This window comes from Micromonospora sp. ATA51, from assembly GCF_016802855.1.
In the GTDB taxonomy this organism is placed as follows: Bacteria; Actinomycetota; Actinomycetes; order Mycobacteriales; family Micromonosporaceae; genus Micromonospora; species Micromonospora sicca.
In genome coordinates, this window is sequence record NZ_JAEVHJ010000008.1 from 1 (window position 1) to 13083 (window position 13083).

Consider the following 13083-nt stretch of genomic DNA (forward strand, 5'->3'; position numbering starts at 1 on the left):
CTCACCGGCCACGCCGTCGCCCACCCGACCACGTCGGGCTCCGCCCGGCACGGGCACCTGCGCGACCAAGCCGCGGGCCCACCGGCAAGGTGCTCCAGGGGTACTGGGAGAGCTGGGACGGGGCGGCCAACGGAGTTCACCCGCCGCTGGGCTGGATCCCGATCACCGATTCCCGCATCCGCGGGCACGGCTACAACGTGGTCACCGCCGCCTTCCCGGTGATCCGCTCGGACGGCACCGTGCTCTGGGAGGACGGCATGGACACCGGCGTCAAGGTGCCCACCCCGGCCGAGATGTGCCAGGCCAAGGCCGCCGGGCTGACCGTCCTGCTGTCGATCGGCGGCGCGACCGCCGGCATCGACCTCAGCTCCGCCGCAGTCGCCGACCGGTTCGTCGCCACGGTGGTGCCGATCCTCAAGAGGTACAACTTCGACGGCATCGACATCGACATCGAGACCGGGCTCACCGGCAGCGGCGACATCACCCGGCTCTCCACCTCACAGGCCAACCTGGTCCGCATCATCGACGGGGTGCTCGCACAGATGCCGGCCGGCTTCGGGCTGACCATGGCGCCGGAGACCGCGTACGTCACCGGCGGCAGCGTCACCTACGGGTCCATCTGGGGCGCCTACCTGCCGATCATCAAGCGGTACGTCGACAACGACCGGCTCTGGTGGCTGAACATGCAGTACTACAACGGCAGCATGTACGGCTGCTCCGGCGACTCGTACGCCGCCGGTACCGTGCAGGGGTTCGTCGCGCAGACCAACTGCCTCAACGCCGGCCTGGTCGTGCAGGGCACCACCATCCGCGTCCCGTACGACCGACAGGTCCCCGGCCTGCCCGCGCAGTCCGGGGCCGGCGGCGGGTACCTGGCGCCGTCCTCCGTGGCGCAGGCCTGGAACACATACCAGGGCGGCCTGAAGGGTCTGATGACCTGGTCGATCAACTGGGACGGGTCGAAGGGCTGGACCTTCGGCGACAACGTCAAGGCCCTCCAGGGCCGTTGACCCTGCGGGACCCCGCCACCCGGGGTGCACCGGGTTGCGCCGGGCTGCCGGAGCGGTCCGGCGCCACCGAGGTCGGGCCGTGCTTCTGCTGGCACCGTAGAAGCGAGCGTGTGGTAGACCTCCAGGCGTTCCGCCGGGATCGACGCGCCGCGCACTGCGCACAGGCCGTTTGCGGCAGGGCGGGGCGAACGCCCCTTGGGACGTGGCGCGGCGAGTTCGCCCGGCCGCCCTCGGCTGAGGTGCCGGGACGCCGGTGCCGCGCCGCGCCGGCCAGGGACCGCCGAGTCCCGGACAAGCCGTCCCTGGTTCGGGTCCTGCGCCAGTGCGACGGTCGAGCCATGACTACTTCCGCCTTCACCGTCACCGGCCACTGGATCGGTGGCGAGATCGTCGCCGGCTCGGCCGGCACCCTGCCCGTGGTGAACCCGGCGACCGGCGACCTCGTGGCCGAGGTGCCGGCCGGGACGGCCGCCGACGTCGACCGTGCCGTCGCCACCGCCCGGGCCGCCTTCTCCTCGTGGGCGGCGACCACCCCGGCCGAGCGGGCGGCCGTGCTGCGCCGCGTCGCCGCGGGCCTCGCCGCCCGTCAGGAGGAGATCGCCTCGGCGATCACCGCCGAGATGGGCTCCCCGATCGCGATGTCCCGCACCGCGCAGGTCGGGTTCCCGGCGGCGGTGATCGAGTCCGTCGCGGGTCTCGCCGACGACTTCCCCTGGACCGAGGAGATCGGAAACTCCCTGATCCTGCGCGAGCCGATCGGCGTGGTGGCCGCGATCACCCCGTGGAACTTCCCGCTGCAGCAGATCGTGTCCAAGCTGGCCCCCGCGCTTCTCGCCGGGAACACGATGGTCTTCAAGCCCTCCGAGAACGCCCCGCTGACCGCGCGGATCCTCGCCGAGGTGACCGACGGGGCGGGTTTGCCGCCCGGGGTGTTCAACGTGGTGTACGGCACCGGCCCGGTCGTCGGCGAGGCGATCTCCGCCCACCCGGACATCGACATGGTCTCCTTCACCGGCTCCACCCGGGCCGGCCGTCGGATCTCCGCGGTGGCCGCCGAGACGGTCAAGCGGGTCACCCTTGAGCTGGGCGGCAAGGGGGCGAACATCGTCCTCGACGACGCCGACCTGCCGAAGGCGGTCGCCACCGGCGTGATGATGGCGTTCGCCAACGGCGGCCAGGTCTGCGGCGCGTGGCCGCGGATGCTGGTGCCCGCCGCGCGCCAGGAGGAGGTCGTCGCGCTCGCCGTCGAGGCGGCGCGGCGGTTCACCGTCGGCGACCCGACCGACGAGCCGACAGTGCTCGGTCCGATGGCCTCGGAAGCGCACCGGCGGAAGGTCGACGGGTACATCGCCCGCGGCGTCGCCGAGGGCGCGCGGCTGGTGTTCGGCGCCGGGCCGCCCCGAGGGCCTGGAGAAGGGAGCCTACGTCCGGCCGACCATCTTCGCCGACGTCGACCCGCGCTCCGCGATCGCCCAGGAGGAGATCTTCGGTCCGGTGCTGACGATCATCCCGTACGCCGACGAGGAGGAGGCCATCGCCATCGCCAACGGCACCGTGTACGGCCTGACCAGCGGGGTCTTCGGCGAGCCGGAGCACGCGCTGGCGGTCGCCGCGCGCCTGCGGGTGGGCCAGGTCGACGTCAACGGCGGGCAGTGGAACCCACTCGCCCCGTTCGGCGGCTACAAGCAGTCGGGCAACGGCCGCGAGTTCGGCCGGTTCGGCCTGGAGGAGTTCCTGGAGACCAAGTCGATTCAGCGGTGAGGAACGGCCGCCCCGGCCCGAGCCGCCGGGCCGGGGTGGCCGCGTGTAGTGCGGTGACTGACATTCCTCGAGGATCCCCGCCGCCCCCGCCGTGCTGGGCGCGCCGACCCGGGCGGTTCAGCCGGCACGGGTGAGGTGACTGCGGTAGGCGCGCGGTGAGAGGCCGGTGGTGCGTTTGAAGGCGACGCTGAACGCGCTCTCGGAGCCGTAGCCGACGGCCCGGGCGATGGTGGCGACGGTCTCGCCGCCGCGTCGGATCTGGTCGGCGGCGAGTTCGATCCGCCACTCGGTGAGGTACTCCAGCGGGCCCTTGCCGACCCGGTCCTTGAACCGGGCCGCCAGCGTGGACCGGGAGACGGCCGCCACCCGGGCCAGCTCCGCCACGGTCCACGGGTGGGCCGGGCGGGCGTGCATGGCGCGCAGCGCGGCCGCGACGGTCGGATCGGCCAGCCCGGCCAGCCAGCCCGAGCTCCGGTCGGGATCGTGGGCGAGGTGCACGCGCAGAATCCGGATCAGCATGACCATCGCGAGGTGCTCGGCGACCACGGTGGCCCCCGTCGGTCGGCGCCCCAGCTCGGCGTCGATCTCGCCGACCGCCCAGCGCACGGTGGCGGCCTCGGGCGTGCCGGCCGGGACATGGAGGACCGGCGGCAGGCTGTCGAGCAGCAGCGCGCGGGCCCGCCCGGTGAAGGAGAACGCACCGCCGATGAGGAACACCTCGTCGCCATCGCCGGCGCGGGCCACGCCGTCGACGGCCGCCGCGAAGAGGGGATGCGCCGGTTCGGCCGGCACATTCAGGTCGCTGGCGAGAGTGAACGCGACGGGCCGGGTCAACAGGTAGCAGTCGCCCTCCGCAAGGTGGACGGGATCCGGCACGTCGTCCACTTCCAGCCAGCAGCTGCCCCGCCGGACGGCGTTGAACTTGAGCCCGGCGGGTGGCGGAAACCGGACCGCCCAACGCCCACCGGCGGACATAGCGGCGGACACGTGACCCGTCGCGTCGAGCAGGGACAGCACGTCCTCCAACGGGTCCACGGGCACCCCCTCCTCTGGACGTACGCTAAAGAGTGACGGAGTCCAGACTATAGGCAGTCCAGGTGGGGCGCTCGTAGCGTTGCCGGCATGACAGCCACCGCACGCCTGACCACCCCGTTCACCGCCCGCGCCACCGCCGCGGAGATTCTCGACGGCGTCGACCTCACCGGACGCCGGATGATCGTCACCGGCGGTGCCTCCGGCATCGGCGCCGAAACCGTCCGCGCCCTTGCGCGCGCGGGGGCGGAGGTGACGGTGGCCACCCGCGACCCTGACCGGGCCGCGGGGCTGGTCGAGGAGTTTGCCGGACCGGGCGCGGGCAGCGTCCGGGCGGCCGCGCTCGACCTGGCCGACCTCACCTCGGTCGACGCCTTCGTCGCCGGCTGGCAGGGCCCGCTGCACGCCCTGGTCGCCAACGCCGGGATCATGGCGGTCCCGGACCGGCGGCTGACCGCCGAGGGCTGGGAAATCCAGCTCGCCACCAACTACCTGGGCCATTTCGCGCTCGTCCGGGGCCTGCACGACAGGCTCCGGGCCGCCGGCTCGGCCCGGGTGGTGGTGGTCAGTTCCGGCGCCCAGCTGCGGGCCGGGGTCGACTTCGACGACCCGCAGTTCGCGAGACGCCCGTACGACCCGTGGACCGCGTACAGCCAGTCGAAGACCGCGGGCGTCCTGCTCGTCGTCGGCATCGCCCGACGGTGGGCCGCGGACGGGATCACCGCCAACGCCCTCGCCCCGGGGTACATCCACACGAACCTGCAACGGCACCTGGACGACGACACGATGCGCGCGTTCGGGGCGATGGACGAGGCGGGCAACCTCATCACGCCGTCGTACTACAAGAGCCCGGCGCAGGGTGCCGCGACCTCCGTGCTGTTGGCGGCGTCACCGCTGCTCGAGGGCGTGACCGGCCGGTACTTCGAGGACAACCAGGAGGCGGAGGTGGTACCGGGCGGCCCGGACCCCGCCGCGGGGGTGGCCGAGCACGCGGTGGACCCGGTCGCCGCCGACTGGCTCTGGGCCTACGCCGAGCAGGTCTTGACCTCCCGCTGAGCGTGCGGCGCGCGCCACCTCGCCTGCGGCGCCGTGCGCCCCCGCGTCAACGCCCGGGCCGGGTAACCCTCCGCCCGCTCCCTGCGGTAGCTGGCCCATTCGGCCCGGCTGACCCGCCGCTCGACCCGGCCCGGCTGAGCCAGGGACCGGCCGACCCTGGATCCGCCCCACCCGCCGCGGGACGGTGGGTGGGGCGGCGGAACACCGGCGCCGAGATCACCTGTTGTGAGGAGATGCGGGCGCCGCTTCCGGTGCCCACCGCACGCCGATCCACCGCCCGGTGGGAGGAGGAACGCCATGGACCGCGCCCAACTCGCCGGCTTCCTCCGCACCCGTCGCGAGGCGTTGCAGCCGGAGGACGTCGGGCTGCCCCGGGGCCGACGCCGGCGCACCGGAGGGCTGCGGCGGGAGGAGGTCGCGGCGCTCAGCGACATGTCCACCGACTACTACAGCCGGCTGGAGCAGCAGCGGGGCCCGCACCCCTCCGAGCAGCTGCTCGCCGCGTTGGCCCGCGGCCTGCGGCTCACCCTGGCCGAGCGTGACCACCTGTTCCAGCTCGCTGGCTACGCCGTCCCACACCGCGCCGTCCGGGCCGACCACGTCAACCCGGGGATGATGCGGATCCTCGACCGGCTCCAGGACACCCCGGCGCAGGTGGTGAACCACCTGGGCGAGACCCTGACGCAGACCGCGCCGGCGGTCGCCCTGCTCGGCGACGAGACCCGGTACAGCGGGCTGGCGCGCAGTCTGCACCACCGCTGGTTCACCGACCCGGTCGCACGGCTGCGGCACCCGGATGAAGACCACCCCATCCACAGCCGGCTCATCGCCGCGCACCTGCACGCCGCCTACGCCCGCGACGGCCGGGGGTCCCGCGCCGCGGCGATCGTGGACGCCCTGCTGGCCGCCAGCCCGGAGTTCGCGGAGCTGTGGCGGGAGCACCCTGTGCAGGGGGCGTACTGCCCGCCGAAACGCTTCCGGCACCCCGAGGTCGGCGACCTGGAACTGCACTGCCAGACCCTGGTGGACCCGGACGAGTCCCAGATGCTGCTGGTATTCACCGCCGCGCCCGGCTCGGAGAGCTACGAGAAGCTGCAACTACTTTCCGTCATCGGCGACCAGCGCGTCTGACCCGTGGTGGTGCGCTCCGACGGGTGGGTCCGGGCCGCGCCCGGCTCATCGGCTCCTGGACAGTCGTTCGTGCAGGCGGCACAGGGCCAGGAGTGCGGCGACTACGCCGAGCGTTGCGGCGCCCGCACCGGGACATCCACCGTGATCGTTTCCAAGGGGCGTACGTCGGGTTACGAGACGTCCCGCAGGTAGGCACCAAAGTGGCCTAAAGTACAGATAGGGGATGTTTGGGGCGGTGTGTCGGGTTGGGAGAGGGCGGTAGGAGTCCTTGATAGCTGGTACAAATGGGCAACAGAGTGAGGTTGATCTGCCGGCGGACCTGTCAGGGCCGCCAGCCACCCGGCGTTCACGTCGGCGAATCGTCGCGGTGCTGGTGCTGGCGCTGGCGGTGTTCCTCCCCATGCTTGCGCATGTTCTCGAGCTTAGGTCGAATCGGGTAGCCGCTCCACCCATGATCAACACGTACCATGTCAGCCCAACCGGGGACGATTCCCTCGACGGCTCGTCGCCCGCCACAGCATGGCGATCGCTGGACAAGGCCGCCGCCTTCGCCTTCAAGCCGGGAGACAAACTCCTACTCGAAGGGGGTGCGCACTTCCGTGGGAGCCTGACCTTCGGGCCCGGTGATGCGGGTGACGCGGCAAATCCGGTCGTCGTCGACACATACGGCGCCGGCCGTGCCACGATCGAGGCCGCCGGCGGCGCGGGGATCAGGGTGCACAACACAGCCGGCGTCGAGATTCGGGACCTGGTGATCGTCGGCGGCGGGGCGGACAACAAGACCACCGGCGGGATCGAGCTTTACTCCGACCTGACCGACGGCCGGAAACTCGACCACGTGGACATTTCCGGGGTCGAGGTGAGCGGATTCAAGAACGGAATACAGATCGGAGCTGGCCCGAATTCTACCGGCTTTCGTGGCGTACGGATCCGTGCTGCCAACCTGCACGGCAACACGGAGAATGGGCTGATCAGCTTCGGACCTCGCTTCGACGCCGCGGCGCCGCGCTATGCCCACGAAGACGTCGTCGTGTCGGATGTCGAGGTGCACCACAATGCGGGAGACCCGACCAATCACTTTAGCCACACGGGAAGCGGAATCGCGCTCGGAAGTGTGCGAGGCGGGCGCATCGAGCGGTCCAGCGCGCACGACAATGGGAGGTCGGCCGCGGCGCCCGAAGGGCCGGTCGGCATTTGGACCTGGGATTCGACCGCCGTGGTCATGGAGCGCAACGTCTCATTCCGCAACCACACGGCCGGCCAGAAGGACGGCGGTGGCTTCGACATGGACCAGAACGTGTCCTCGTCAGTCCTGCAGTACAACCTGTCCTACGACAACGACGGCGCCGGGTACCTGCTCTACAGCGGCCAACTCAATGCCGCGCACACCGGCAACATCGTCCGTTTCAACATAAGTATCAACGACGCCCGCAAGCTGCCGGAGTACGCGGGTATCCATCTGGCCGGGTCGGTTAACAACGCCGAGGTCTACCACAACACCGTGGTGATGGAGGCGGAGGGCTGGGCCCCCGCGGCCATCCGCTTGCAGAATTTCTTTCGTGGCTTGTCCAACGTCGTCCTGCGCAACAACCTGATTGTCTCGGGCGGGACCAACCTGGTGATCGCCGATGACTTCTCGACGGCCGATGTCTTGTTGCAGGGCAACAACTTCTTCGCCGAATCGGGAACCTGGGCCGTTTCGTGGGCCGGCGCGTCCTATGCCAATATGGGAGATTGGCGCGCGGCTACCGGGCAGGAACGCCTCGGGGCGAAGGTCGGCGGATCGAGCGCAGACCCGCGTTTCGTGACGGCCGATCGCTCCGGCTCCCCGGCCCAACGGGCGCAAGCGCTCACGCCGCGCCGTGATTCGCCACTGGCCGGCCACGCCCTCAACCTCCGGTCGCGTTTCAATGTCGATCCGGGACCGGTGGATTTCCTGGGTCGGCCGCTCGTCGGGGCCGGCACCGTCGGGGCCATCCAGCCCGCCGCCTAGTTCTAGTGCTCCAGAAGGAGATCCGTTTTGACCTGCTGTGGCGGTGTGGCGGTGGGCTGAGGCGTGCGGCTGGGACTTGCTCAGGAAGCTGCGGCAGGCCCCTCCCTGGAACGCCCTGAGTCACGTCCTAAGGCGGGCAGTGGGTCAGGAGGCTGTGGCGGACTTTTTGGTGGGGTCGGCCGAGGTGGCGCCGTGAGTGGGGCGGCGGGTCAGGACCTGGGGGCCGGAAGCCGTGATGGCGACTGTGTGTTCGGAGTGGGCGGTGCGGGAGCCGTCGGCGGAGCGGATCGTCCAGCCGTCGTTGTCGAACTTGATTTTGTCGGTGGAGCGGCAGAACCAGGGCTCGATGGCGATGGTGAGGCCGGGGTCGAGTTTCATGCCGCGGCGGGCGCGGCCGTTGTTGGGGACGTGCGGGGCCTCGTGCATGGTGCGGCCGATGCCGTGGCCGCCGAACTCGGCGTTGACGCCGTAGCCGTAGGAGTAAGCGACCTCGCCGATCGCGGCGGAGATGTCGCCGAGGCGGCCGCCGGGCTGGGCGGCGGTGATGCCGGCCTCCAGTGCGACCTCGGTGGCCTCGATCAGCTTCAGGTCGGCCGGGTCGGGGGTGCCGACGATGACGGAGAGCGCGGAGTCGGCGACCCAGCCGTCGATGCCGGCCGCCATGTCGATGCTGAGCAGGTCACCGTCCCGCAAAACATAGTCGTGCGGCAGGCCGTGCAGCACCGCGTCGTTGACCGACAGGCACAGCACGTTGCGGAACGGGCCGCGGCCGAACGAAGGGGCGTAGTCCCAGTAGCAGGATTCGGCACCACGTTCCTTGATCCGGCGGCGGGCGTGGTGTTCGAGGTCTATCAGGTTGACGCCGACTGCGGCGACACCGCTCAGCTCGGCGAGCAGCTCGCCGACGAACTGGCCGGTCACCGCCATCCGGCCGATCTCCTCGGCGGACTTGAGCTCGATCACGACAGCCTCCCTCTCCGTATGCGGTATTTTTATACCACGCCAGGTCGGGGCTGCTCCGGAGGGATATCCTGCTGGCATGGTTCGCCAACCACTCACCGCCGAACAGATCGCAGCGGGCCAGCGCCTCGGAGCCGCCCTCCGGGCCGCGCGGGCCGGCCGCAGCCTCGTCGAGGTGGCCCTGGCAGCCGGCATCTCCCCCGAGACGCTGCGCAAGATCGAGGCGGGCCGCCTTCCCGCACCCGCGTTCGGCACTGTGGTCTGCCTCAGCCACGCCCTCGACGTCCCCCTCAGCGACCTGGCCGACGTCTGGCTGGCCGACATGCCCATCCGCCAGGCGTCCGGGAGGCCAGCCGCCCAAGTACTCCAGTAGGAGATCCGTTTCAGGGTTCCGTGAGGGCTTGCCGAGGTAATGGCTGTCTTGGCGGCAGCGTGATGCCTGCGTCGGAAGAGGGACCAGGCGATGACGTCGGCGGCCCGCCGTGCCGGGTCGATGATCAGGGCGTGGAAGAGCCGGCGTAGTTCGTTGACAGTGATCGCGATCAGGCCGTCCGGGCTGCTGGTGGTGACGGCTGTTGCGGCGGCTCACCGGTGGTGCGGTTGCGGCGGATCAGCAGCCAGTGCTGCGTGCTCGTCGGTGGCCTGCGGCAGGGTGATGAACGCCCAGTCGTAGTAGCGGTAGCCTTTCGCCCCGTTGCCGGCAGAGATTCGCTGCCGCGAACGCGCCCGCATCCGCGGCGAACGCCAACAACGCTGGGCCGCCCATGACCGAGAACCGCGTGATCCATCAAACCCGGTGAACGTTCATGGTGACCGCGCTAGTTCGCCCGAGTCCTTGTCATCGGGTCCGGCGTATCGAGCGATCGCGCCGTTGGGATGGCGGGCCGCCCCGTCAGGTCGTCGTCGAATCCGGCGGGATTCAGCAGCTGGAACCGCCACGCGTCCCGGCACATCGCGGCGAGGTTCCGGGTCGTGCGCCAGCCCCACTTCCGGGCCGCCGCGCCAGGGTCGGCAACTAGTCTGGCTACATCACCTTGCCGCCGTTCGACGATGTCGTACGGTAGGGACTTTCCACAGGTCGCGCTGACCGCCCGTACGAGCTCCAGGACTGACGTCCCCACGCCAGTGCCGAGATTGAGGATGTCCAGTCCCGTCACCTCGTCGAGACGCTCCAGTGCGATGCGGTGCGCCTGGGCGACGTCCATGACATGTATGTAGTCGCGCACCGCCGTACCGTCCGCGGTGGCGTAGTCGCGGCCGAAGATGCTCAGCCGTTCGAGCCTGCCGATTGCGACCTGCATCAGATAGGGCATGACGTTCTGCGGGATGCCGCGGGGGTCCTCGCCGAGCAACCCGCTGGGATGTGCGCCAACCGGGTTGAAGTATCGCAGCGAATAGGCCGCCAGCTCCGGGTGCTGCCGGCAGGCGTCGGCGATGATCTGTTCGCACATCCATTTCGATCTGGCGTACGGATTCGTCGGCCGTGGCGGGGCCTGCTCGTCGATCGGGATCCGCGCCGCCTCCCCGTAGATGGAACACGATGAGGAGAAGACCAGGCGGTGTACGCCGTTTTCCCGCATGCTTCGCAGCAGGCTCGTCGTGCCACCGACGTTCGTGTCGTAGTAGTCGACGGGGATCCACACCGATTCGCCGACAGCCTTCCTCCCGGCGAAGTGGATGACCGCATCGATGGTGTTCTCCGCAAAGATCGCCGAGAGCGCCTGGTGATCACGTACGTCGGCCTCGTAGACCCTCAGCAGGGGGCGGCCCGCCACCTTCTCGACCCGGGCCGGTGCCGCTGGTGAGCTGTTGGAGTAGTTGTCGACAATGCACACCTCGTAGCCATGCTCGAGCAACTCGACGCAGGTGTGGCTGCCGATGAAGCCGGCGCCGCCGGTCACCAGGACAGTCTTCGGACCAGACATGAGGATCTCCTTCCGGTGCGTCCGCGCATCGGGGCGTTATCGGGTAAAGAGCGGCACCGCGGGGCCGGCATAGTTGGCGATGGCCGCCGCGAGCGGGAGGAGCGCCACGACGCCGACGAGCAGGGGTCCGGCGGCGGTCGGGACGGCTGACCGTACGCGCAGCCGGGCGGCCCGGGCTGCCTCCACCACATGCAGGGCGGGTACCGCGAGGCCGGCCACCGCGTAGCAGAGTGCGCCGAGAATGCAGAGGAAGACGTACCCCGGAGTGTGTGTCGACCGCTCGCCGAGCAGGGCGGCCGCGGACAGCGCCACGGTGATCACCGCATAGGGCAGGACGAGTCGGGCGGGGAGTGGCTCCAGGCCGGTGCGTGCCTTGGGGGTGACCTTGAACGAGACCTGCCTGGGCCGCACGTTCAGCCGCGTCGCGGCTAGGACGCCCCAGACGACGTACGGCCAGCGGGTCAGGGCGAACAGGACACCTTCCCAGCTCACGACGGGCACGGATCGGGGGCGTAACAGCCCGCGCCGGCGTAGCAGCAAGGTCAGTAGGGGCAGCCACAGCGATACCACAAGCAGGCGGGCCAGGAATTCCAAATAGTTGACGTTGACCCACGGCAGCCCGGTGACCACCGCGAACGGCGGCAGGGCGAGGCCGACGACGGTCACGATCGCCAGTAGCGGGTAGTAGTACAGCTGAAACGCGAAGCGCAGCCGCAAGGCGGCGCCCATCCGCCGCAGGTGATCCGGCGCGAGGTCGTAGAGCAGCATGGTGAGGCTGCGCGACCACTGGAACTCCTGGATCAGCATATCGGCGACGGTGAGCGGGCCGTCGCCGTGCGCCTCGGCGTCGATGGCGAAGGCGCCGTGCCAGCCGGCGGAGGTGAGCAGGAACGTCGTGGAGAAGTCCTCGGCCAGTTCGGGGCCGAGACCGCCGATGTCGCGCAGCGCCTTCGTCCGTACGGCGTAGTGCGAGCCGATGCACAAGGGAGCGAGGCCGCGGTTGAGGCCTAGCTGAACCGGGCCGTGATAGGTCGCCTCGCGGTGCAGCCGTCCCCGCGCCGACCACGAGTTCGCGCTGTTGGCGTCACAGACGCTCGGTGCGGCGACGTAGCCGATGGCGGGATCGGCGAACGGTCGCGTGATCGCGGCAAGATAGGTTGGTTGGGGCACGTGGTCGCAGTCGAGCTGGGCGACGGTGTCGTAGTCCCAGTAACCCCAGTGGTCGTAGAAGTAGGCGAGGTTGCCTTCTTTGCAGCGGGTACGGCGAGGCCAGGTCGCCCGGTGGTAGGCGGCCACGCCACTTCGACTGGCCACCCGGACCCCGTTCGCGGCGCACCATCGCAGGGCCTGCTCGGACGGCTCCTCGTCGCAGAGCCAGACGTCGTACGGGTAGGGAAACTGCTGGGCCAGCATCGCGGTGAGGGTGCGGTGGGCGAGCGACCAGGGTTCTGCCGGTGCGCGGGTCACCACAAAGGCCACCCGCAGCCGCGGCACCCGGAGCGCGGGATTGACCTGCCGCAATCGCGAGACGGCGAGGAGGTAGTAGGCGGGCAGCCCGGTCAGATACAGCAGAAGCAGACTGTTCAGGGCCAGTCCCGCCCAGCCGACGCGGTGCTCGGGTTGCCACCACCACAACCAGAAGGCCACGAAGGAGGTCGCCCAACCGGCGGTCAACCCGGCGACGGCCACCCGGTCGCGCCGGCGCAGGGTCGATACGAAGGTGGATGGCCGGGTGGCGCGCAGGTGCCGGAAGGGCGCGAGGGTCGGTCCACCGGGCCCGGCGTGTAGGACATTGCCGCCCGAGAGGTTCCGGATCTCGGTTTCGAGCGCCTCGAATGCTGGCGGAGCCGGCGCGCTCATGCCGCGGTCCGTGCCCGCTGCCCGGCCCAGATCTCCGGCGGTCTCCCCGATCGCCGGACGTCCTCGCCGAGACGGTAGTGCCGACCGGAGTGTTCCCTACCGGGTGCGTCCGCCCGACGAGGCCCGGCGGCTCGTCGATTCCCCGAAGTCTGCACGTGCACTTGCGGTCCCCGTATCTAGATCGATGATTGTCGATGCCATAACGCTGAGTGGTTCCAGTTCCGTCCGACGGGGGCAGTCTCGGCCAGCGCAAAACCGACTAAAACGATGCTAGCGGCGGCAACCTCGCAGGCGCTGGGGATTTGCGCATAACGGACATCGCCAGGGGGTGGCTACCTCACGCCGCCGGGGCATC

9 protein-coding genes and 2 pseudogenes are annotated in these 13083 nt (G+C 70.3%); 7 read left to right on the top strand and 4 right to left on the bottom strand.

The window, feature by feature from the left end:
* The 3 genes and pseudogenes from JNW87_RS02825 to JNW87_RS39185 all read left to right on the top strand — a co-directional run.
* Window positions 1-1010, top strand: a pseudogene (locus JNW87_RS02825) (chitinase); the annotation flags it as partial.
* 338 nt (window positions 1011-1348) lie between these two features.
* Window positions 1349-2338: pseudogene (locus JNW87_RS39180) on the top strand (aldehyde dehydrogenase family protein); the annotation flags it as partial.
* Window positions 2339-2447: 109 nt separating this feature from the next.
* Window positions 2448-2771: an aldehyde dehydrogenase family protein gene (locus tag JNW87_RS39185; protein WP_309233890.1), complete on the top strand. Its 324-nt coding sequence runs from the start codon at window positions 2448-2450 to the stop codon at window positions 2769-2771.
* Window positions 2772-2888: 117 nt separating this feature from the next.
* Here the strand turns inward: JNW87_RS39185 and JNW87_RS02835 are convergent, their stop codons facing one another.
* A complete protein-coding gene (locus JNW87_RS02835; RefSeq protein WP_238452912.1) occupies window positions 2889-3806 on the bottom strand; it encodes an AraC family transcriptional regulator in 918 nt (305 codons plus the stop codon).
* An 87-nt stretch (window positions 3807-3893) separates the two neighbouring features.
* Between JNW87_RS02835 and JNW87_RS02840 the strand changes: the two genes are divergently transcribed.
* From JNW87_RS02840 to JNW87_RS02850, 3 genes are all read left to right on the top strand, one after another.
* On the top strand, window positions 3894-4859 hold the full coding sequence (locus tag JNW87_RS02840; protein ID WP_109801274.1) for an SDR family NAD(P)-dependent oxidoreductase: 966 nt from the start codon (window positions 3894-3896) through the stop codon (window positions 4857-4859).
* Window positions 4860-5156: 297 nt separating this feature from the next.
* Window positions 5157-5990 carry a helix-turn-helix transcriptional regulator gene (locus tag JNW87_RS02845; protein WP_109801273.1) on the top strand — a complete coding sequence of 278 codons (834 nt, stop codon included), beginning with the start codon at window positions 5157-5159 and terminating at the stop codon, window positions 5988-5990.
* Between the two features lie 367 nt (window positions 5991-6357).
* Complete coding sequence (locus tag JNW87_RS02850) at window positions 6358-7983, top strand: right-handed parallel beta-helix repeat-containing protein (protein WP_238452913.1); 1626 nt, start codon at window positions 6358-6360, stop codon at window positions 7981-7983.
* Window positions 7984-8127: 144 nt separating this feature from the next.
* Here JNW87_RS02850 and map read toward each other — a convergent pair whose 3' ends face one another.
* Window positions 8128-8946, bottom strand: coding sequence for a type I methionyl aminopeptidase (gene map, locus JNW87_RS02855; RefSeq protein ID WP_109801271.1), 819 nt, complete (start codon window positions 8944-8946; stop codon window positions 8128-8130).
* A gap of 76 nt (window positions 8947-9022) precedes the next feature.
* Here map and JNW87_RS02860 point away from each other — a divergent pair, with 76 nt between their 5' ends.
* Window positions 9023-9316 carry a helix-turn-helix domain-containing protein gene (locus tag JNW87_RS02860; protein WP_109801270.1) on the top strand — a complete coding sequence of 98 codons (294 nt, stop codon included), beginning with the start codon at window positions 9023-9025 and terminating at the stop codon, window positions 9314-9316.
* Between the two features lie 445 nt (window positions 9317-9761).
* Here the strand turns inward: JNW87_RS02860 and galE are convergent, their stop codons facing one another.
* Window positions 9762-10868 (bottom strand): UDP-glucose 4-epimerase GalE, encoded by a 1107-nt coding sequence (gene galE / locus JNW87_RS02865; RefSeq protein WP_109801269.1) that lies wholly within the window; start codon window positions 10866-10868, stop codon window positions 9762-9764.
* Between the two features lie 36 nt (window positions 10869-10904).
* A complete protein-coding gene (locus JNW87_RS02870; protein ID WP_109801268.1) occupies window positions 10905-12728 on the bottom strand; it encodes a glycosyltransferase family 2 protein in 1824 nt (607 codons plus the stop codon).
* Between the last annotated feature and the right edge of the window lie 355 nt (window positions 12729-13083).